General features: G+C 71.2%; 25 protein-coding genes. 12 read left to right on the forward strand and 13 right to left on the reverse strand.

The window, feature by feature from the left end:
- Positions 1-43 precede the first annotated feature (43 nt).
- Positions 44-406: a hypothetical protein gene (locus tag OHA21_RS11680; RefSeq protein WP_328473124.1), complete on the reverse strand. Its 363-nt coding sequence runs from the start codon at positions 404-406 to the stop codon at positions 44-46.
- Positions 407-448: 42 nt separating this feature from the next.
- Between OHA21_RS11680 and OHA21_RS11685 the strand changes: the two genes are divergently transcribed.
- Positions 449-880: a MarR family winged helix-turn-helix transcriptional regulator gene (locus OHA21_RS11685; protein ID WP_328473126.1), complete on the forward strand. Its 432-nt coding sequence runs from the start codon at positions 449-451 to the stop codon at positions 878-880.
- Here OHA21_RS11685 and OHA21_RS11690 read toward each other — a convergent pair whose 3' ends face one another.
- Together OHA21_RS11690 and OHA21_RS11695 are read right to left on the reverse strand one after the other, a co-directional pair.
- Entirely contained in the window at positions 881-1930 is a 1050-nt protein-coding gene (locus OHA21_RS11690) for a DUF2293 domain-containing protein (protein WP_328473128.1), read from the reverse strand.
- A gap of 11 nt (positions 1931-1941) precedes the next feature.
- Entirely contained in the window at positions 1942-2889 is a 948-nt protein-coding gene (locus OHA21_RS11695; protein ID WP_328473130.1) for a nucleoside hydrolase, read from the reverse strand.
- A 46-nt stretch (positions 2890-2935) separates the two neighbouring features.
- Here OHA21_RS11695 and OHA21_RS11700 point away from each other — a divergent pair, with 46 nt between their 5' ends.
- The gene (locus OHA21_RS11700) at positions 2936-3265 is read left to right on the forward strand and encodes a DUF6401 family natural product biosynthesis protein (protein WP_328473132.1); all 330 of its coding nucleotides are present in this window, start codon (positions 2936-2938) and stop codon (positions 3263-3265) included.
- A gap of 36 nt (positions 3266-3301) precedes the next feature.
- Here OHA21_RS11700 and OHA21_RS11705 read toward each other — a convergent pair whose 3' ends face one another.
- Positions 3302-4093 (reverse strand): PRC and DUF2382 domain-containing protein, encoded by a 792-nt coding sequence (locus tag OHA21_RS11705; RefSeq protein ID WP_328473134.1) that lies wholly within the window; start codon positions 4091-4093, stop codon positions 3302-3304.
- Between the two features lie 179 nt (positions 4094-4272).
- On the opposite strand from OHA21_RS11705, the gene OHA21_RS11710 reads away from it, so the two are divergent.
- Positions 4273-4941, forward strand: coding sequence for a PRC and DUF2382 domain-containing protein (locus OHA21_RS11710; RefSeq protein ID WP_328473136.1), 669 nt, complete (start codon positions 4273-4275; stop codon positions 4939-4941).
- Between the two features lie 58 nt (positions 4942-4999).
- On the opposite strand, the gene OHA21_RS11715 is transcribed toward OHA21_RS11710, so the two are convergent.
- Positions 5000-5986, reverse strand: coding sequence for a helix-turn-helix transcriptional regulator (locus OHA21_RS11715; RefSeq protein ID WP_328473138.1), 987 nt, complete (start codon positions 5984-5986; stop codon positions 5000-5002).
- A gap of 50 nt (positions 5987-6036) precedes the next feature.
- Between OHA21_RS11715 and OHA21_RS11720 the strand changes: the two genes are divergently transcribed.
- Both OHA21_RS11720 and OHA21_RS11725 read left to right on the forward strand, forming a co-directional pair.
- Positions 6037-6567, forward strand: coding sequence for a hypothetical protein (locus OHA21_RS11720; protein ID WP_328473140.1), 531 nt, complete (start codon positions 6037-6039; stop codon positions 6565-6567).
- A gap of 523 nt (positions 6568-7090) precedes the next feature.
- Positions 7091-7954, forward strand: coding sequence for a phosphotransferase family protein (locus OHA21_RS11725; RefSeq protein WP_328473141.1), 864 nt, complete (start codon positions 7091-7093; stop codon positions 7952-7954).
- Here the strand turns inward: OHA21_RS11725 and OHA21_RS11730 are convergent.
- The gene (locus OHA21_RS11730) at positions 7935-8504 is read right to left on the reverse strand and encodes a carboxymuconolactone decarboxylase family protein (protein WP_328473143.1); all 570 of its coding nucleotides are present in this window, start codon (positions 8502-8504) and stop codon (positions 7935-7937) included. The genes OHA21_RS11725 and OHA21_RS11730 overlap by 20 nt on opposite strands.
- 52 nt (positions 8505-8556) lie before the next feature.
- Between OHA21_RS11730 and OHA21_RS11735 the strand changes: the two genes are divergently transcribed.
- Positions 8557-8898, forward strand: a complete 342-nt coding sequence (locus tag OHA21_RS11735) for a winged helix-turn-helix transcriptional regulator (RefSeq protein ID WP_328473145.1) — start codon at positions 8557-8559, stop codon at positions 8896-8898.
- On the opposite strand, the gene OHA21_RS11740 is transcribed toward OHA21_RS11735, so the two are convergent.
- Positions 8879-9031, reverse strand: a complete 153-nt coding sequence (locus OHA21_RS11740; RefSeq protein WP_328473147.1) for a hypothetical protein — start codon at positions 9029-9031, stop codon at positions 8879-8881. The two genes, OHA21_RS11735 and OHA21_RS11740, sit on opposite strands and share 20 nt — an antisense overlap.
- A gap of 57 nt (positions 9032-9088) precedes the next feature.
- Here OHA21_RS11740 and OHA21_RS11745 point away from each other — a divergent pair, with 57 nt between their 5' ends.
- The 6 genes from OHA21_RS11745 to OHA21_RS11770 all read left to right on the forward strand — a co-directional run bounded on the left by OHA21_RS11745 (position 9089) and on the right by OHA21_RS11770 (position 15152).
- Entirely contained in the window at positions 9089-10294 is a 1206-nt protein-coding gene (locus OHA21_RS11745) for a winged helix DNA-binding domain-containing protein (RefSeq protein ID WP_328473149.1), read from the forward strand.
- A 125-nt stretch (positions 10295-10419) separates the two neighbouring features.
- Positions 10420-11004 carry an RICIN domain-containing protein gene (locus tag OHA21_RS11750; RefSeq protein WP_328473151.1) on the forward strand — a complete coding sequence of 195 codons (585 nt, stop codon included), beginning with the start codon at positions 10420-10422 and terminating at the stop codon, positions 11002-11004.
- Positions 11005-11089: 85 nt separating this feature from the next.
- Complete coding sequence (locus OHA21_RS11755; RefSeq protein ID WP_328473153.1) at positions 11090-12337, forward strand: FAD-dependent oxidoreductase; 1248 nt, start codon at positions 11090-11092, stop codon at positions 12335-12337.
- Positions 12338-12345: 8 nt separating this feature from the next.
- Positions 12346-12825 (forward strand): MarR family winged helix-turn-helix transcriptional regulator, encoded by a 480-nt coding sequence (locus tag OHA21_RS11760; protein ID WP_328473155.1) that lies wholly within the window; start codon positions 12346-12348, stop codon positions 12823-12825.
- Between the two features lie 69 nt (positions 12826-12894).
- Positions 12895-13656: a serine/threonine protein kinase gene (locus OHA21_RS11765; protein ID WP_328473157.1), complete on the forward strand. Its 762-nt coding sequence runs from the start codon at positions 12895-12897 to the stop codon at positions 13654-13656.
- Positions 13653-15152, forward strand: a complete 1500-nt coding sequence (locus OHA21_RS11770) for a protein kinase domain-containing protein (RefSeq protein WP_328473159.1) — start codon at positions 13653-13655, stop codon at positions 15150-15152. The genes OHA21_RS11765 and OHA21_RS11770 overlap by 4 nt, the downstream gene beginning before the upstream one ends.
- A gap of 21 nt (positions 15153-15173) precedes the next feature.
- Here the strand turns inward: OHA21_RS11770 and OHA21_RS11775 are convergent, their stop codons facing one another.
- From OHA21_RS11775 to OHA21_RS11800, 6 genes are all read right to left on the reverse strand, one after another.
- Complete coding sequence (locus OHA21_RS11775) at positions 15174-15752, reverse strand: hypothetical protein (RefSeq protein ID WP_328473161.1); 579 nt, start codon at positions 15750-15752, stop codon at positions 15174-15176.
- A gap of 174 nt (positions 15753-15926) precedes the next feature.
- Positions 15927-16160 carry a hypothetical protein gene (locus tag OHA21_RS11780; RefSeq protein ID WP_328473163.1) on the reverse strand — a complete coding sequence of 78 codons (234 nt, stop codon included), beginning with the start codon at positions 16158-16160 and terminating at the stop codon, positions 15927-15929.
- A gap of 80 nt (positions 16161-16240) precedes the next feature.
- On the reverse strand, positions 16241-17476 hold the full coding sequence (locus tag OHA21_RS11785) for an iron-containing alcohol dehydrogenase (RefSeq protein WP_328473165.1): 1236 nt from the start codon (positions 17474-17476) through the stop codon (positions 16241-16243).
- A 22-nt stretch (positions 17477-17498) separates the two neighbouring features.
- Positions 17499-18554, reverse strand: a complete 1056-nt coding sequence (gene pdxA, locus OHA21_RS11790) for a 4-hydroxythreonine-4-phosphate dehydrogenase PdxA (RefSeq protein WP_328473167.1) — start codon at positions 18552-18554, stop codon at positions 17499-17501.
- Positions 18551-19762, reverse strand: coding sequence for a four-carbon acid sugar kinase family protein (locus tag OHA21_RS11795; RefSeq protein WP_328473169.1), 1212 nt, complete (start codon positions 19760-19762; stop codon positions 18551-18553). The genes pdxA and OHA21_RS11795 overlap by 4 nt, the downstream gene beginning before the upstream one ends.
- Positions 19759-20436, reverse strand: a complete 678-nt coding sequence (locus OHA21_RS11800) for an SDR family NAD(P)-dependent oxidoreductase (RefSeq protein ID WP_328473171.1) — start codon at positions 20434-20436, stop codon at positions 19759-19761. Before OHA21_RS11800 ends, OHA21_RS11795 begins: the two co-directional genes overlap by 4 nt.

The following is a 20436-nucleotide window of genomic DNA, read 5'->3' on the forward strand; positions in this document are numbered from 1 at the left end:
CCATTGAGCAGCAGTTTCCGCGCAGCAGCATAGCGCCGGTGCGTCAGGGCCTTGCTGCGCGGAGGGCTTCGTCGAGCGAGGCGAACCGGCTGATGGAACTGATCGCACCGTCGCGGGTCCGGAACAGCGTCGCCACCCGCGCCGCGTCGCTTCCGGGCCAGGTCGCCTCCTGTTCGACGACCGCGGTGGCGTCGTCGACGGGGTGGGTGGACAGCGGCCGCATCCGGATCCCGGACGTGGTGATCCAGTCGGCGAACTCGGCGGCGGTGATGCGCTGGATGCCCCGGGGGCCGGCAACTTCCACCGGATCGGTGACCAGTTTCTGCGCGGCGACCAGATCGCGCTGGTTGACCGCCTCGTGCCAGGCAGTGATCAGCATGGCAGACTTCTCGTATGCGTTCTGCATGCGGCCAGCGTATGCGATGCGCATACCAAGCGGGAGGGTGACGTGCAGCTCAGCGGACAGACGTTGTTCGCCTTCGTACGCTTCTGGTCGCGGCGATGGACCGGCAACGGCACAGGGCCGGACGCGCAGCGCGGGCGCGACGTGATGGTGCTCGAAGCAGTGCACGCCCTCACCCGGCGCAACGCCCCCACGTCGATCAACGAGGTGGCTCGCGAGCTCGGGCTGGACCAGTCCGGAGCGAGCCGCATGGTGACCCACGCCGAGAAGGAAGGCCTGGTCACCCGGCACGCCCCGGGCCGTATCGGCGTCCCGTCGGCGATCGTCAACACGCCCGCCGGCGAAGAGCTGCTCCGTCAGGCTCACGCATGGCAGGACGAGACGCTGCGTACCCTCACCGCCGACTGGCCACAGGAGGATGTCGTCACCCTGCTGACCCTGATGAACCGCCTGGTGGAAGCCCAGAATCGGCGATAGTCAGCGCCAGCGCTCCAGGACGCGGTCGATCTCCGGGCGGATCCGGGCGCGGGCCTCGTCGCGTGGCACGCCGGTCATGAGCAGCTCGTCGTACGCCGTGTCCTCATGCCGCACCGAAGCCACCACCGCGCGGGTGACCGCGTCCGGATCCAATGCCCGCCCGGCAGCGCTGCGCCCGACCCGCCCGCTGCCGCGCACTGCGGCATGCGCGCTGATCGCTGCCGCGCGCGGCGGCGGACAGCCCGGGAACAGCCGGCCGATGGCCGCGGCCAGCTCCTCCTGGAACTGTTCGTCGGCGACCTCCCGCCGCTGCCGGTCGCGTTCCCGGCGACGGGCCCGCGCCTCCTCGTCCGACAGGCACTGCTGCTCGGCCTCCTCGACGGCCGCCTCCTCGACCAGCAGCCCCTGCCGCTCGTACCGCTTGCGGGACCGGTTGAACCGCACCACCACCGCCGACAGCCGGCTGGCCTTCTTGGCCCGCCGGGTCAGCGCCGCGTCGCCGGCCGGCAGGAACACCAGATGATCAAAATCCACGCAGGCCAGGCAGGTCGGTCCGGCATCCTCCATCATGAGCAACTCGGCATCCGTACGCCCGCAGCCCGCGCACGTGAACTCCTTGAGCGCCTGCATCACCACCAGATCCGGCGCCTTGCTCTGCCGGGCGGTCAGCCGGTCCCGCTGCTGTTCCGGCAGGTCAGCCGGCATCCAATGGGTGCGGTAGGCGGCCTCCAGCGCCGGATCGCCCGCGGCGGTGAACTGCAACGGCCGCCGGTCGCGGGTGGCCGCCGGATACTCGACCTCGCCGGCTCGCAGGTCACGGCTCTTCACCCAGCGGTGGAACACCTCGAGCGCGTCGGCCAGCCGGTCGGCCGAGACCGCCGCGACCGCTTCCAGATGCGGCACCCGGCCCTGCCGCCAGTCCGTGACCAGCCCGGGCGGCACCCAGCCCAACCCGGTGAGCACGTCGAGCGGGCTGACCTGCCGCCCGCGCGTGAGCGCCTGCTCGGCGGCGGTCACCACCCGTCGTTCCAGCTTCGTGGTGGCCTGCATGGACGCCGATGCTACCGACCGAGCGTGCGCACCGCGGACATCAGCAGACGCCAGAAGGCGTCCACATCCAGACCTACCGCGATGTCCGCCTCCGGGTTGCGCCCGGAGCGGCGATGCAGGTCGACGACGGTGGCACCACGGGTGTACGTCCCGACGAGCTCAACCGCGACCGGCGCCGTGACCGTGCGCACGATCGACGCGTCGATGACCTGCGCCACGGCGATCGGATCGTGCACCGGGGGATGCTCGAAGCCGAACACCCGCCGGTACGTGCTCGCGAAGAACGTCATCAGCTCCGCGCACATGTCACCCAGCCGGGTGCCCAGCCCGCGGAACTCGGCGATGATCTCGTCGGTCGCCAGCGCCTGGTGCGTGACGTTCAAGCCGATCATCGTGGCCGGCACTCCGGAACGAAGCACGATGTCGGCCGCCTCCGGGTCGGTGACGATGTTGAACTCCCCGTACGGCGTGGTGTTGCCCCGCTCCGTCGAGCCGCCCATGAACACGATCCGGCTGATGCGCGGCACGACCGGCGGGTGGCTGCGCAGCAGCAGGGCGACGTTGGTAAGCGGCCCGGTGGCGATCAGCGTGACCGGCTCGGCCGAGTCCGCGATCAGCCGGCGCATCAGTTCGACCGCGTGCACGCCCGCGAGCTCGCCGACCGGTACGTCCAGCTCCGGCCCGTCCAGCCCGGACGCCCCATGGATGTCCTCGGCCACAGTGAGCTCGCCGACCAGCGGCCGGTCGCAGCCGGCCGCGACCGGGACGCCGGTGACCCCGGCCAGCGCGAGGACCTTCAGCGCGTTCCGGGTCGTCTTCTCGAGCGTCTGATTGCCGGCGACCGTGGTGACGCCGAGCAGGCGTACCCGGGCGTCGCCGGCGGCCAGCAGCAGTGCCAGCGCGTCGTCGTGCCCCGGGTCGCAGTCCACGATGATCGGCCGAGCCGCGAAGTCACCCACAGGAATGACCATAGAACGGGGACGACGTTGTGTACGGTCGCTCCCCATGGAGATGGATCAGCAGACCCGTCAGGCGGTGCTGGCGGCGGCGCGCCTGTCGCTGGCGCAGTGGACGCATCAGCTCGGCGCCGCCGGGATGGAGGCGATGCGCCTGGTGCCCGGCCTGGCCGCCGCGGTGGATCAGCACGTCGCGCAGATCAGAGAGACGATCGGCCGGGTACGCCCGGACACCCTCGCCGCCTACGCGGACGGGGTCGCCGACACCGTCACCGCCAAAGGCTGGAGCGCCGACGAGACGAAGGCCGGCTGGCATCGTGCCTCATGGCCGTCCCTGCATCTGCTGGCCATATGCGTGCTGGCCGAAACCACTGCGTGACGCGACGGTTCCGGCCAGCGGTTCGGGCAGACCCGGTCAGTCGACCGTCCGGCGGCCCTGCTCGTGCGGCAGGTCGGCCTCGATGCGCTCCTTGCGCACCTCGGCGCTGACGGTCTCCTCGTCGGTGACGCTCTCCTTGCCGAGACGCACCCGCTCCACCGGCACGGTCTCGGTGTCGACCACCGGCCGCTCGGCGTGCAGGGTCACCTCATGCTCGGACTCGGTCAGATCCGGCCCGGAGAAGGCCGCGCCACGGTTGGCCTCGGTGATCGGCTCCCGCTCGAGGCGCACCTCCTCGCGCTCGACCGGCACGTTGACCTGCTGCTGCTCGCTCACCACGTACTTGCGCAGCCGGGCCCGGCCGGCCTCTTCGCGCTCGGTGCCGGTCTGCAGCCGCTCCTCCGAGCGGGTCATCGCGTCCGCACCGGTGACGTCCGTGTCCCCGGTGGTCGTACGCCGGTAGTTGGCGTCCCCGGCGGCGGCGCCGGCCTGGTATGCCTCTGAGCTGTCCGCCCAGCTCATGCCGTAGTACTCGTACAGCCGCTCGACGTCGTCGCGCAGCAGCGGCTCGTCGTCGGAGGCGTCCACGTTCGGCGCGTCCTTCACCTTCGCCTTGTCGAACGGCACCACGAGCCGGTCGCCCTGCAGGTCCGCCTCGTCCAGCGGGACCAGCGACTCGTTCATGCCGAACAGTCCGGTGTTGACACTGGCCCAGGATGGCCGGCCGGTGCCGTCGTGCCAGATCTGGCCGACGCTGCCGATCTTGTCGCCCTCGGGGTCGTACACGTTGCGGCCGGAGAGCGTGTGAATCTGGTCGATGGTGATCATCAGGGGGTCTCCTTTCGTTCGGTACGCCCCACCACTACCCACCGGATTTTCGGCCATGCAGGAACATTCGAAGAATCCGAGTCTTTCACCCATGACAAGGAAAATCTTCACCGCGCAGGTGATACCGCCGGTATCGCGGGTAACGAGGCGGCGGAGCGGTATTCATGGAGGGGAAAACGGTGATCACAAAGGACGATCTCGGCGTCCTGAACGGCGCCGAGGTGTACGACAGCGCGGGCGACCGGATCGGTGCGGTCGGCCAGGTCTACCTCGACCCGCACAGCGGCGACCCGCTGTGGGTGACTGTCCGGACCGGATCGCTGAGTTTCCAGGAGTCGTTCGTGCCGCTGCACGGCGCGCACCTGGACGCCGGCCGGCTCACCGTGGCGGTCGAACAGGCCCGGATCCGGCAGGCGCCGCTGCTTTCCGCCGGCGGTCCCCTCGAGCAGGACGACGCCGACCGTTTGTCTGCCCACTACGGGCTGACCTCGGACGATGATGCGATGACCCGGTCGGAGGAGCGGCTGGTCACCGGCACCCGCCGCGAGCCGGCCGCCAAGGTGCGGTTGCGCAGATATCTGGTCACCGAAGAACGGCAGATCACCGTTCCGGTGACCCGCGAAGAGGTACGCCTGGAGCAGGTCCCGTTGGGCGAAGAGGCGGATTCTGAAGAGCCCGGCGGGGCCGTGACCCTGCACGAGCAACGCCCCGTGGTGAGCACCGAGACAGTCCCCGTCGAACACGTCCGGCTGACCAAACAGACCGTCCGCGGCGAGGAAACCGTAACCGGCACCGTCCGCAAGGAGAAAATAGAACTCCACACCCCCGAAGAAGCCCGCGGCGCGTAATTTCCCTGCAATTCCCGAACGCTTCCGCGCCCATTCTTTGAAGAGCTCGAATGCGCCCTCAGGCGTACCGGGTGGCCAGCTCCCGCACGATGTCGGCCAGTGCCTGCCGCAACGGCTCCGGGCCGATCACCTCCACGTCGGCGCCGAACCGGAGCAGCTCCTGGCAGGCGTGCCGCACGTTCTCGATCGGAATCGTCGCCCGCACCCACCCGTCCGGCCCCGGTTCGCCTGCAGTCTGCTCCACCGCCCGCAGCACCGCTTGATCGGCCAGGTCGGCGAGCCGCTCCCGGCCCTGCGGCGAGAGCCGGATGACAGCCTCGCCGGTGAACCGGCGGGCCTCGAAGTCGGCCAGGTAGGCATGCCAATGCGCGGCCAGATCGAAGCCGCCCGGCCGCTGGAACTGCTGCGGCGTCACCACGACCCGCCGCAGCTGCGCGACCCGGTAGGTGGAGACCTTGCCGGCGCCGCTCGCGGCCACCAGATACCAGACCCCGGACTTCAACACGAGACCGTACGGGTGAAGCACCCGCCGAACCTCCTGCGGCGCCCGCCAGCGGCGATACTCGGCGTCGACCACCCGTTGCGCCACGACAGCGTCCATGAGCAGGGTCAGGAACGGCTGCACCTGCGCTTCCTGGTACCACCCCGGCGCGTCCAGGTGAAACACCGCAGCGGTACGCGCAGCCTCATCACGCAGCTCGGCAGGCAAGGCGGCGAGCAGCTTGAGTCTCGCCGCGGCCACCTCCTCGGCCAGTCCCAGATCAGCCGCCGGCGCCGGCAGCCCGGCCAGGAACAGCGCCCGCGCCTCGCCGCCGCTCAGCCCGGTCAGCCGGGTGCGATAGCCCTCGACCAACTGGTACCCGCCGTGCTGACCGGTCTCGGCATAGAGCGGCACGCCCGCCGCCTGAAGCCGAGCCAGATCCCGGTACGCGGTACGCACCGAGACACCCAGCTCCTCGGCCAGCTGCCCGGCGGACAGCCGTCCACGCGTCTGCAGGAGCAGCAACATCGACAGGAGACGGCCCGCGGTCATGTCGTCGATCATGCACGGCAACCCTGACAGGTTCTGACACAGCCCGCCGCTACGGTCCCCGCATGAACGATTTCGACTTCCTGTTCGGCGAGTGGAACGTGCACCACCGCAAGGTCACCGACACCCTGGACCCCGAGTGCACCGAGTGGGTGGAGTTCGACGGCCTCTGCGAGGCGCGACCGGTGCTCGACGGCGCCGGCAACGTCGACACCGTGTCGGCGACGCTCCCCGGCGGCCAGGCGTTCGAAGGCATGAGCCTGCGGCTGTACGACCCGGCCGCCGACCGCTGGCGCATCTGGTGGTCCTCCACCACCCGGCCCGGCAAACTCGATCCGCCGGTCGAGGGCCGCTTCACCGACGGCACCGGCATCTTCCTCGGCGACGACACGATCGGCGGCCGGCCCACCCTGGTCCGCTACCGCTGGTCCGCGATCACCGCAACTTCGGCCCGCTGGGAGCAGGACTTCTCCTACGACGCCGGCGCCACCTGGTCCCCGGTCAACTGGATCATGACCTTCACCCGCCGCGACAGCCAGGCCACCGCCACTCCGACGCTTGCCGCCGAGCTCTCACCGTCACCCGCCCAGCCATGACGCCCAGCGACCGCCCGCCGCTCAGCCATGATGACCGGCGGCCACTCTGCCGCTCAGCCATGATGACCGGCGGCCGCTTCGCGGCCAAACAACGCAGCCCCGGTCGCGGCCGCCGGCCTCGTGAAGTTCCGATCGCGCGATAGCCGCGGGCAGCGCGATAGCCGCAAGGCCCAGCCGGGCCCCGGTTTTCCGCCTTCTCGATCATCCAGCTGGGAGCTGCGCACCTTTCGGGCCACCGGAAGAAGCCACAGCTCCCAGCCGGCCCTCGCGAACCGGCCTCGTGGGTCGCCCGGCTGGGAGTTACGGCTGCCTGGCGATCCACCACCGGGCGGGATACGACCGTGAGCGCCAGCCAGGGGAGTCCGGCTGGCTTCCACGGCTGTTTCGGCGAGCGGGAAACGACCGTGACGGCCAGCCGGGCAGCGTGACCGGGCGCTGGCTGCAAGCGGGCGGCGGGAGAAAGAGGCGGCGGGCGAAAGGAGGATGCGCGCCGGCGGTTGAGGAGGCGGCTTAGGATGCCGCTGTGGGCGGTGCGCTCGGAAAGCTCTCCGAAGAACAGCGACGTCTGCTCGACGAGTGGATTCCCGGGGCGGCGGTCGAGCAGGACCACAGCTGGGGCGTCGTGGAGACCACCGTCCTGGAGATGGCCCGGGCCGGGTCGCGGTTCATCGTCAAGGCGGGCGGCGCCGCCGATCACCACATCGAGCGGGAGATCCGCGCCCACCTGCACTGGCTGGAGCCGTGGACGAGCCTGGGGCGAGCGCCGCTCCTGCTGCATCACGACAGCCGGGCCAAGCTGATCGTCACCACCTACCTGCCGGGCGAGCTGGTGCTGGACGCCGAGCAGGTCGGCGATCCCGGCGCCTACCGCCAGGCCGGCGAACTGCTCGCCCTCCTGCACGCCCACACGAGTCAAGCGGACGACGACTATGAACGGCGCGAGAACCAGAAGTCGCTGAAGCTGCTGGCCGGCCCGCACCGGATCGCCGGAACCACCGTGGAGCGACTCCAGAGGATGATCGCCGCCTGGCCGACGCCGCCCGTGACCGTCGTGCCGACCCACGGGGACTGGCAGCCCCGGAACTGGCTGATCCACGACGGCGTCGTCAGCATCATCGACTTCGGCCGGGCGGCGCTGCGCCCGCCGTTCACCGATCTGAACCGGCTGGATGCCCAAGAGTTCCGCACCGGCCCCCAACTCGAGGCCGCGTTCATGGCGGGCTACGGTTCCGACCCGCGCGCGGCGGACGGCTGGCATCGCAGCCGCATGCGTGAGGCGATTGCCACCGCCTGCTGGGCCTACGCGCAGGGCATCGAGGAGTTCGAGGCCCAGGGCCACCGCATGATCGCCGAGGCATCGGAAGCGTTCATCGGCCGTACTCGCTGAAGGCCGGTGAGCCGGGCTCCGGAGCCAGGCGGGCGGCGCGGGCCACGTACGAGATGGCGTGGTACCAGCCACAGACCAGCATGAGGTCGACGGCGCCGTCCGGGCCGACGGCCTCAGCGAGCGCGGCCCACTCCAGGTCATCCAGGTCGTTGCGGGCATGCAGGGCGTCCACCGCCGCGATCACCGCGCGGTCGGCCGGGTCGGTCCAACAGGTATCGGTCGCGGCGCCCGCGGTGAGCGACCGCACCTGGTCGGAGGTCAGCCCCGCCTTCGAGGCGAACACCGCGATGTGGATGCCCCACTCGTACTCGGCCCCGCACAGCGCCGTGGTCCGGTCGATGACGAGTTCGCGCTGCCGCAGCGACAGCGCGCTGCGCCGCGACAGGTAGTAGCTGCCCCACCCGTGGATCGCGTGGGCCCGGGCGGGCCGCACCGCGAAGGCCCGGAACAGGGCGAGCGGTGGACCGAGTTTCTCCAGGGCAGCGGCGGTGTCGTCGTCATGCGGCGGCGAAACCAGCGGCACCCGCGTGTGGTTCGGATTCCGAAGCATGCCCGTACGCTAGCATCGGTGCTTCGGAAAGAGAAGCGCAGAGGGAGTAGGCATGCCCCGACCCGCACCGCTGCCGGGCCGCCCGGTCCGTGGTTCCCGGACCGGGCGGCCGGTCATGGCGATCCTGGATCTGCTCGGCCGCCGATGGACCCTTCGGGTGCTCTGGGAGCTGCGCGAGGACCCGGTCCCGACGTTCCGCGCGCTGCAACAGCGCTGCGACGGCGTCTCTTCAAGCGTGCTCACCGAACGCCTCGCCGAGCTGCGCGACGCCGCGATCCTCGAGCGCACCGACAGCGGCTACCAGCTGACCGAGCAGGGACGCGCCCTGCTCGACACCCTCGCCCCGCTGGAGAAATGGGCGAGCACGTGGCGGCCTACTTCCCCGGAGGAGTGAGCCAGGTCAGCACCCGGGCGATGCCCCGATCCCAGTACGCCCAGTCGTGATCTCCCTCGTCGAACGCGACGGTCGGCTGCCACCCGCACTGTTCGGCCTGCGCGGCGAAACGCTGGTTCGACGGATATGTCATGTCGGACGTGCCGCAGCCGAGGAACAGCTCGAAGAGCTGCCTGGATAGGCTGAGCCGATGGCGGTGAAGGTCTCCAGAGTCGACGTCATCGCGTATCGCCTGCACGCCCAGCATCTCGACGAACGCTTGGGCAAGCAGGGGCTGCTCGAAGCGGCCGGAGCGTGCGGCATCCAGAACAGCCCGCCCGGGTCGGCGTTGGCGGCCCTGCACGCCCGGGTGCGCAACCTCTCGCAGGATCGGTTCGACGCGGCGGTGGCCGAGGACAAGAGCCTGCTGCAGAGCTGGTGCATGCGCGGGTCGCCGTTCTACGTCCCGGCCGCTGAGGCAGCGGTATTCACGACCGGCGTGCTGCCGCCGACCGAGGAGGCGATGCGCCACTTCATTCTCGGGGCGGGGCCGTCGGTGGACGAACTCGGCCTGGAGCTCACCGACGCCGTCGCGCTGGCCGGTGCCGAGATCGGCGATGTCCTGACCGGACGCCGACTGGCCATCGACGAGCTCGGCGCAGAGCTCGCTGAGCGGATCGCCGGCAAGTTGTCGAGGAAGCAACGCGACATCTGGCAGAAGGAGGGTCCCTATGCCGCTGGACAACCGCTCGGCGAAGGCGTCGTGCACTTCTGCATCCGTATCCTCACTTTGCAGAAAGTGGTCTGCTTCGCGCCACGCGATGGGAACCAGGCGCCGTTCGTGCTGGTCGATGAGTGGTTGAGTGATCCAATCCCGGACACCGACCCGGAATCCGCGCGCGCCGAGCTGCTTCGCCGATATCTGCGTTGTTACGGTCCGTCGACCCGAGCGGACTTCGCCGCCTGGCTGGGCGTCCGTCCCGGCGACGCCGGCCCCTGGTGGAGCCTGGTCGAGGATGAGATGACGGAGGTCTCGTTCGGCCGCAGGACGTGGATTCTCACCGAGGATCTCGATGGGTTGCGGTCAGCAACGATGCCCAAGGGGGTACGGCTGCTTCCGCCTCGGGATCCCTACACACAGCTGCGTGACCGCGGGACCGTCGTCGACAAGCAGCATCATCGGGACGTGTGGAAGGCTGTCGGCGCCCCGGGCGTGGTGCTTGTGGACGGCGAGATCGCCGGTGTCTGGCGTTCGCGTAAGAGCGGGCGGAAGCTGACCATGACCGTGTCCTCGTTCGGCACCTTGCCGGCGCGGAGCAGGAAGCCACTACTGGCCGAGGCCGAGCAGCTCGCCACACTGCGTGGCGCCTCATCGGTCGATGTCGACTTCGGCTCCAGCGCTGCGTCGGCCACCTAGTCACCCTTCCGGGCAGGTGGGGTGGTCCTCCTGTCCGGTCGAACGATGTGGGCCTGCCTGCGGGTGACTAACCTGACCCCGAGCAAGACGGATGTACATACGTCAATCAAACGGGGGAGCATGTCATGAGTGTCCTGCTGAGGCGGCGGCTGTTCGGCGCCTTTTCCGTGCTGCTGTTGTCGCTCGTCGCGAGCGTGTTCATACCGGCCGGCCCGGCGCAGGCGACGCCGTGGACGAACGTCGGATCGAAAGCAGTCTCCGGCCGGTTCGTCTACCTTCGCGACAGTTCCGGCAACTGCATGGATGTCGAGCTGTCGAACGCGCCGAACGGCCAGAAGGTGCAGCAGTACGCCTGCCAGAACGGGCCGTGGAACCAGCAGTTCCAGCTGGTCAGCATCGGGACCGTGAACAGCGTGGCGGCCTGGCGCATCAAGCCGCGCTACAACACGAACAAGTGTCTCGACGTCCGTGACGGGGTGACCAGTCAATTCGGGGTTCCGATGCAGGTCTGGGACTGCCACAACGGGTGGCAGCAGATGTTCCGGCTGCAGGTGGTCTACAACAGCGGGACCTTCATCAGGTACTGGATCCGGCCGGTCTACAACCACCACTGCCTGACGACGTATCAGCAGGCGACGATGAATTCGCCGATCTTGTCGTATCCCTGTAACGACGACCTGGGCAACCAGCTCTGGTATCTGGCCTACTGATCTGGCTCCCGCCGTCAGGTGACGCCGGGGGAGGGTGGCACGTCGGCGGTCTTGCCCAAATTATCTTAGTCATTAAGATAATCGCGTGGTCATATCGACGGACTTCTCGGTGGCGATCGCCGGCGCCGGTCTCTCCGGCCTCTGCCTCGCCCAGTACCTGATGCGCGCCGGCATCGACGTGCACGTCTACGAGCGGGACCTGGGCCCCTTCATCCGGCAGCAGGGCTACCGGATCATCCTCGACCGGTACGGGCTGCAGGCGCTGCGCGAGAGCCTGCCCCGCCCGCTGTACCGGCTGGCGCTGACCACCGGCGACGAGCCCGGCGGGCACCTGCGCTTCACCGACAGCCGCCTGCGGAACGCCTTCACCATCACCTTCAAGGACGAGCCGCACGCGACCCGCCAGGTCGACCGGCTGACCCTGCGATCGATCCTGATGTCCGGGCTGGAGGGGCGCATCCACTACGGCAAGGCCGCCGTCGCGGTGGACAGCGGCGGCCCGGCCGGGCTCCGGCTGCGGTTCGCCGACGGCGGGGCCGCCGCGGCGAGCGTCGTCGTGGGCGCGGACGGCGTCGGCTCGGCACTGCGCGCGCAGCTCACACCGGACGCAGGCCCGGCGAGCACCCCGATGGCGGGCGTCTACGGACGTTCGCCCCTGCGGCGCAACGGCGAGGAGGTCATCCCGGACGCGCTGCGTACCAGCGGGGTGCTGGCCATCGCCGATGAGCCGGGCCGCGCCTTCTTCTTCACCTCCATGCGGTTCGGGGAGAACCCGCGGGAGGCGTTCGCGCGCGTGACTCCGGGAACGTACGCGCCCACCGGCGACGACTACGTCATGTGGGGGCTGCTGGTGCAGCAGCATGAGGTGCCGATCGGCGTACGCGGTGACCTGCTGGCGTTGCGGGACCTGGCCGCGCGGATGAGCACGGATTTCCACCCGCTCATCCGGCGGCTGGTCGACACGGCGGAGCTGGACGCCACGGTGCTCAACCTCTTCGCCACCGGCCGGCGCCCGCACCAGTGGACGGTGCCGCGGGCGACGTTGATGGGCGACGCCGTGCACGTCATGCCACCGTTCGGCGCGCACGGCGGTAACACCGCGCTGCGCGACGCTGCCGTGCTCGGCCGCCGGCTCGTCGAGGCCCGGGCGGGCGGCACGCCGGTCGAGGAGGCGATCGCCGGCTATCAGGAAGAGATGGTTCCGTACGCGTTCCGCGCCGTCGACACCGCAGCCGGGCTGATGCGCCGTCTCACCGGGGGTGCGGCCGCACCGCACTGGGTGCTGACCCGCCTGTTACCTCGGCTGCACCGGGTCACCGTACCCGAGGGATGATGGCGGGCATGCCCCATGAGCCGGCCCTCACGTCCGCGATCGCCGACCTCATGCGCGCCGGCCGGGAGACCTCCCGGCTGTCCATGGTGTTCCGGTACGCCATCGCGGACCGGCTGGGAATCACCGTGAGCGACCTGGAGTGCCTGGACTTCCTGGCGGACGTCGGATCGGCCACCGCGGGACAGGTCGCCGAGCGGACCAACCTCACCACCGGGGCCGTGACCAGCATGGTGCGCCGGCTCCAGCAGGCCGGCTACGTCACCGCCGAACGTGATCCGGCGGACCGGCGACGGCTGGTCGTCACCCTGCGCCCGGAGCGGGTCGCCGAGCTGGAGCGGCCGTACGAGCGGTTCGCCGAGCACGCGGAGCGGCTCATCGAGGGCTACAGCGTGGAGCAGATCAGGCTGCTGGTCCGGCATTTCGGCCGGATGCAGGCGATGTACCTCGCCGAGTTGAACCGCCTCCGCGGCGACGGCACCCCGGGCTGAGGGTGGCGGGAATTGACGTGTATCACTACCCTTCGTCCGTAACGTGCACGAAAGGCGGAGGGGGCGCACGTGAACACCGTGCTCGTTGCCGTGCCACAGGAGGGGGCCGCGGCAGGTAAGCACCATCTCGGGCCCGGGCAGCGACTCCGGTTCGGCCGGGGTGGGCCGGGCCTCGACGTGGAGCTGGCCCTGCCCGACCGGGCCGTCTCCCGGCTGGCCGGTGAGATCACCGCCACCGGTGACCACTGGAGTCTGACCAACTACAGCCGGCACCACACCTACGTGGTCGAGAACCCCGAGGGTGGCGGCGAGTTCCTCAAGGTCCCACCCGGGCGGCTCGGCGCACCGGTGCCGTTCGAGATCTCACGTGTCGTGCTGCCCGCCCGCGACGGCGCCGGGACGGCGTTGTTCCAGGTCTTCGCACCCATGCACACCTATCTGGACCAGGAGCCCGGCCGGCCGGCGGGCGGCGAGCCGACCGTGGCGGCGTTCCCGCTGGACGTCACGGCGAAGTACTTCCTCGTCCTGGTCGCGCTCTGCGAGCCGCGGCTGCGCGACGAGTCCCCGGTCGACATCCCGGCCGACGCCGAGGTGGTCGCCCGGCTGCGCGACCTGCCCGACTGCGACGGGCTCACCGCCGACGCGGTGGCTTTCCACATCGACTACCTGACCCGCCGCAAACTGCGGCTGCGCGCGCCCTCCGCCGGGACGGCCGAACCGGAGGCCAGGGCCGGTTCCCGCCGGGAACACCTGGTGCGGGCGGCCCTGCGGTTCAACCTCGTCCAGGAGAGTCACCTGGGGCTGCTGCCACCGCGGCGGCGGGCCCGGTGACCGCGACCGGAGGCTGGGCCGTCGACGTCCCGACCGGATACCGGGTCGGCCGGTGGACCGTCACCGCCCCGATCGCCAGCGGCAGCTGGGGTTCGGTGTACGCGGCGACCGGTGCCGGCGACGCGGCCGAGATGGCGCTGAAGTTCCTGCCCACCGGCACGCTCACCCCTCGCCAGATCGCCCACCTGGCCGATGTCGCGGCCCGCGAGCGACGCGGCCACGAGCAGTTGTCGCACCCGCACCTCGTCCGGGCCCGGGAGATCCTGACCGTGGACGACCCGGAGCACCCGGCGCTGGACGGGGCACTGGTCATCGTCATGGAACGTGCAGAGGCCTCCCTGCGCGATCGCCTGCAACAGGCGGCGGGCGGGCCGGTGCCGGACGCCGAGCGGCTGCTGGAGGAGATCTGCGACGCGCTGGCCTACCTGCACGGGCGCGACTGGGTGCATGGTGACCTCAAACCGGCCAACGTGCTGCTGATGGCCGACGGCTCGATTCGGCTCGCCGACTTCGGCCTGGCCGGCGAGTTCGACGGCACCCACGCGTACCTGCCGCCGATGGCGTCGCCGGACTATGTGCCGCCCGAGCGCTGGACCGAGTCGCTCGGCGAGCACGGCATCGCGGTCCGGCCGAGCGCCGACGTCTGGGCCTTCGGCATCACCGCGCATCTGCTGCTCACCGGGGCCTTCCCGTTCCCGGGCGGGACGTCGCAGGCCCGGCTCGCGGCGGCGGCCGAGTACGCCGCCGGCGGATCCTCGTTGGCGCTGTCACCCGCGTTGCCGCAGCCGTGGCGCGAGCTGATCCAGGACTGCCTGGCGCCCACGCACGCCGCCCGGGCCCAGCACGGATCGGCCGAGCTGCTGGAACGGATCCGAAGACTGCGCTCGGGCAGAGCCCCCTCCGGCCGGCGACGGCGCCGGATCGCCCTGGCTGCTGCGGCGGCCGTGGCTGTCGTGACCGCCGCGGTGGCCGGGGTCGCGGTCGCCGGGCCATTCGACGACCGGGCGCCCTCCGGACCCACGGTGTACCGGGCCGATCTGTTGCGCGCCGACGCCGGCATCCCGGTGGCGTACCGCGAGCTGATCGTGGACGCCGGCACCGCCTGCGCCGAGCCCGGCATCACCCCGGCGCTGATCGCGGCCATGCTGAAGGCCGAGAGCAACTTCGATCCGAACCTGAGCGATCCGGCGAAGGACGAGTACGGCATCGCCCGCTGGACCCCGTCCGTCCTGCGGTTCTACCTGCCCGAGGGACAGCGCGACGAGGTGCCGGCGCCGCCGTTCCCGCCGGAGGTGTCGATCCCGGCGATGGGCCGCTACCTGTGCTTCCTGGCGCCGCGGCTGAGCAAGGTTCCCGGTGACCCGGGACTGCTGCTCGCCGCGGCCTACCGGACGTCGGCGACACGGGTGGTCGAGGAGGGCGGCCCACCGCCGAAGACGCGTGATCACGTGGCCCGGGTCGGCGCCTTCCGGCAGAGCTTCACCCCGGGCCCCTGACCTGATGGCGTCTGCCGGTGCTCAGAGGTCGCAGCCACGGCCGGTGTCCACCCAGTTCTCCGTCGAGTTGCCGTCGCGGCAGCCCACGCCGTGGGACTGGAGCGGCGAATAGGCCCAGGGGCCGGTCGCCAGGGTCGTGCTGCCGGAGACGACCCGCACCCTGCCCAGCGTGCCGAAATAGTACGAGTAGTACAGGTCGGTGTCGTACTCGTACCAGTCCCACAGGGTCTTCGTCTCACCCGCCGGCAGCGAGACACCGGTGCCGAACGTCTGCGAGTGCTTGCTCGCGTAGTAGGCCCCGAGGTCGTACCACCGCTCCCAGTTGGCCACGACCCCACGCGTGCTGCCGCCGTAGTTCTGGATCACGATGCCGGTCTTCACGTGACCGTGGCCGCTGCTGTTCTTGGTGTGCCAGGCGCACGCCCAGTACTTGATGCCCATGCTGGAGATGTACTTCGACTGCCCACAGTCCACGCTGGGATGGTCGAACGGGCCGAACGCGTAGTCGGTGATGGCGTTGGCCGGCGCCGTGTTCACCATCGGGACCAGACCGGCCCCGAGGATCCCGGCGGCCAGCAGGCGCAGCAGTTTCGTTCGCACAGCAGTCCTCTTCCTCCGATACGGTGGCGGTCGGATGCACCGCCACTCGCATCCTCGGGGAGGGCCGGTGCTCCCGGGCACCTCCGACGGTGAAGGTTGCCTGTGTGGCCTGCGTCTGCTAAGCGACGAAATTGCGGTCGCTGGGGAAGACGGCCCGGGCGCGCCCGGGCCGACTCACGCGCCTGATGCGCGCTTGTCGGCCTCCACGTCGGCGGAGCCGACCGGTACGCCGTCGGTGTCGTGCGTCGCCTCGGTGAGGTCGGCGTCGGCGCCGGAGCGAGCCGCGTCGGCCTCGGCGTCGGCGGCACCGACCGTCGGCCCGGTCCTGGTCTCCTCGTCGGTGTCGTTGCGTTCCCCGGCGATCGCCGCGGCGAGGGGGAGATTCTCGGGGGATTGGGCTGTGGTCACGGCGTTCTCCGTCCCGGTCGATCCGTCGACTGATGGCTACCCCACGGCGAGCGCCTTATTCAGCGCTCCGGAACCAACGGTCAGATTGATGCGGGGAAACCGCGGTCGCCGGTGAAGGCGGCCCGGGCCAGGGCGCTCATCGCCGGCAGGTCCAGCGGCCGCGGATTGTTCTGCACCAGCCGGGCGGCGCCCATGCCCTGCTGGGCGAGCCAGTCCAGGCGGGACTCCGGCAGGCCCAGCTCGGCGATCGTGCGGGGCAGGCCCAGCCCGTCGATCAGCGCGTCGACGGCTTCCACACCGGCGCGCGCCAGGGCGGCCTCGTCACGGCCGGCGTCCTCGACGCCGAGGGCGCGGGCCACCTGCGCGAACTCACGCACGCGCACCGGCAGGTTGAAGCGCATGACGTACGGCAGCAGGGTGCCGACCCCCAGGCCGTGCGGGGTGTGGGTCGCCGCGCCGAGCGGGTACTGCAGGGCGTGCGCGGCGGCGGTCCCGGCCGTGCCGAGGGAGACACCGCCGGCGAAGGCGGCCAGCATCACGTCGTGCCGGGCGCCCACGTCGGTCGGGTCGTGGTAGGCCTTGAGCAGGCTGCGGCCCATCAGTTCCAGGCCGTTGAGAGCGACATGATCGGTCAGCGCCGACTTGCCGATGAACACCCGCTCGTAGGCGAGGTGCGGGTCGGGCGTACGGGTCACCGCCGTGAACGACTCGACCAGGTGGGACAGCGCGTCGGCGCCGGAGTGTGCGGTCAGCCCGGGCGGGCAGGAGTGGGTCAACTCCGGATCGCAGACCGCCGTGTGCGGGATCAGGTGCGGGCTGGAGATGCCCACCTTCATGTCCCGGTCCGGGTCGGCGAAGACCGCCACCGGCGTCGCCTCCGACCCGGTTCCCGCCGTGGTCGGCACCGCGACCACTGGCAGGATAGGCCCGGGTACGACGTTCTCGCCGTAGTAGTCCTGCGGTTTGCCGCCGTGGGTGAGCAGCAGAGACACCGCCTTGGCCATGTCGAGGCAGCTGCCGCCTCCGATGCCCACGACGACGTCGACACCGTGCCCGGTGAGCCCGCGCACGCAGTCGAGGACACCGTCGACCGGGAGTTCCGGTCGGGTGTCGGCGAACACCTCCACCCGTACGCCGGCCGCCTCGATCTCCTTGCGGATCTCGGCGAGTTCGGCGGTGGCGGCCAGGCGGGCGTCGGTGCAGATCAGCGCCGTACGCCCGAGGCCCGCCACGGCGTCGGCGATGGCGTGCCGCTGACCCGGTCCGAACAGCACGGTACGCGGCAGGCGCAGGACACCCAGCGCGGTGGTGGTCATGTCGATTCCCTTCAAGAGACGCTCAGACGGTGGTGGTGACGCTGCGGGAGGCGGCCTGCCAGACGTCGTCCCAGCCGGGCGCGAGCCGGGCCGCGCGTTCGCAGGCGAGCACCAGGCTGGCCTCGCGGGCGATGCCCTTTCCGGCGATGTCGAAGGCGGTGCCGTGGTCGACCGACACCCGCACCACCGGCAGCCCGATGGTGATGTTGACGCCGTCGTCGCCGTAGACCGCCTTGAACGGCGCGTGCCCCTGGTCGTGGTAGCAGGCGATGACGGTGTTCCACTTGCCTCGCACAGCGGCCGGAATCAGCGCGTCGGCCGGGATCGGGCCGTGTGCGTTGATGCCCCGCTCGCGGGCGCGGGCCACGGCCGGGGCGAGCACCTCGGCGTCCTGGTGGCCGAAGATGCCGTTCTCGCCGGCGTGCGGGTTGAGCCCGGCCACCGCGATCGCCTCGTCGGGTTTGCCGAGGGCGCGCACGAACGCGCCGGCCAGGTTGAACACGTCGTCGGAGCGTTCCGGGGTGCAGTTCTCCACCGCCTGCTGCAGTGACATGTGTGCGGTGAGGTGGAAGAAGTACAGGTCGCCGGCGGAGAGCACCAGGCTGAAGTTGCGGACCCCGAACTCGTGGGCGAGCAGTTCGGTGTGCCCGGGCCAGGTGTGCCCGCCGGCGTGCATGGCGGCCTTGTTCAGCGGAGCGGTGACGATGCCGTCGACCAGGCCGTCGCGGGCGAGCCGGCACGCTTCGACGACGAAGCGGTAGGCGCCGTCGCCGGCGGCCGCGCTGAGCTCACCGACCGGGACCGAGGCCAGGGACTCGCCGGTCTGGATCAGTTCGATGGTGTCCGGGTCGTTGGTGGCCGCCCGCGGGTCGGTGATCACGCGGACGGCGCCGGGGTCGAGCCCGGCGCGTTCGGCGCCGGCGCGCATCGCGTCGGCGTCGCCGATCACCACGGGGACGAGGCGTTCGCGCAGGTCGGGGTGCTGCAGCAGGGTCTTGGCGGTGATCTCCGGGCCGATGCCGGCGACGTCGCCGAGGGTGACGGCCAGCACCGGGCGGGGGGTGGGGGACGAGGTCATCGGGTGTTTCCTCCTGTGGTACCGAGTCGGTCGACGATGTCGACCAGGGAGTCGGCGCTGCCGAAGCCGCCGGATGTGGTGACGACGCGGACGCCGTGGGCCGCGCCGCCGCAGATCGTGCCGAGCGGGACGCCGGGTGCCAAGGCCCGGTGGACGGTGATGGCACCGGCGTCAACGTGGTCGAGTGCCGCGGCGGCTCCGTCGCCGCCGACCAGCACCACGGTGTCGTACCGGGCCTGTTTCAGCTGGTGGGCCACCTGCTCGCCGAACCCGGCCGCGGTGGTGGCCGCGTCGGCGCGGGCGGCCGGGGTGGTGATCACGTCGACCGTCGGCCGGGCGTCGCGCAGCCGGGCGAGCGCGCTCAGGGCTACCGGGTGCAGGGAGCTGACGCCGACGAGGATGCAGGTGCTCGGCCGCTGCCGGTCCGGTGCCGGCTTCGCGGCCGGCCATCGCCGGGCCAGGGCGCTCGCCAGCCCGGCGGATCCGGCGGCCACCGCCCCGGGACCGTGCCGGTCCAGCGTCGCGGCGATCTCGTCAAGGTCGGCGTCGCTGCCGGCGTCGGGCGCGGACAGGCCTCGGAGGAGGTCGGCCTCGGGTGCGGACAGGCCTCGGAGGAGGTCGGCCTCGGGTGCGGACAGGCCTCTGAGGAGGTCGGCGTCGAGTGCGACCAGGCCCCGGGCGAGGTCGGCGTCGCTGCCGGCTTCGGAGGCTGGCAGGCCGGCGACGAGGTCGCTGAGCAGGCTGGTGGTGACCGGGGTGACCGGGTCCTGCGCGGCGGCCGTGTGTTCCAGGGGGATACCGCGGACCAGCACCCGGCCACCCACGACGGTGCGGCCCTGCTCGGGAAAGGCCGGGCAGACAACAACAACCGCGCCGGGGTACGCCTGAGCCCACGCGCCGAGCGCCCCGCGTATCTGAGCGGCCACCGAGCCGCGCATCGTGGAGTCGACTTTGAGGTAGAGCCGGTCGCAGCCGCGGGCCAGCAGTTCACCGACGGCTGCCGCGGTCACGGCGGTGGCTCGATCGTCGGCGGCCGCCCGCACTCCGGTGGCCACCGCGAGCAGGCACGGCCGGTCGCCGGCCGGCGAGGGCGCGGCGGTGCTGCTGCGCAGCAGGTGCGCCGACCAGCCGGCTGCGGCGAACGGCACGGCGGCGTCGGTGGCGCCGGTCAGGTCGTCGGCGACCAGGCCGAGCATCCGGGGTGTCACAGCGACGCCCCGCCGCAGATCACCAGGTGCTGCCCGGTGATCGAGCCGCCGTCGTCGCCGAGCAGGAAGGCGACCAGCCCGGCCACCTCGTCCGGCTGCACGAACCGGCCGAGCGCCGGCACCCTCGGTGGGGTGGCCGCCCGGTTCGGGTCGCTGAGCATCGCCGTCTCGGTGGGGCCGGGGGCGACCACGTTGACGGTGATGCCGCGCGGCGCCAGTTCGATCGCCCAGGAGCGGGCCAGGCCGGTCAGGGCGGCTTTGGTGGCGGCGTACTGGCTCTTGCCGGCCACTCCGGCGGCGGTGCGGCTGCCGATCAGCACGATCCGGGCGCGGTCGGGCAGCGTACCGATGATGGTGTTGATCAATTGGGTGGGCACCTCGACGTGCAGGCGCCACATCAGCGCGCCGTGCCCGGGGTCGAGTTCGCCCAGCGGGGCGCTGTGCTGCACGCCGGCCGCGTGCACGACGGCGTCCACGTGCCCGGCCTGCGCGGCGACCTGCTCGACCGCGCCGGGATCGGTCAGGTCCGCCTCGATCCAGTGGAAGCCCAGCTCGGGCAGGTCGGGTTTGCGCCGGCTGACGCCGACGACGTGCCGGCCGCAGGTGAGCAGCCGGGCGGCGATCGCGTGCCCGATGCCGGAGCTGACGCCGGTGACCAGTGCGGTGCCGGCCAT

Source organism: Actinoplanes sp. NBC_00393 (assembly GCF_036053395.1).
Lineage (GTDB): Bacteria > Actinomycetota > Actinomycetes > Mycobacteriales > Micromonosporaceae > Actinoplanes.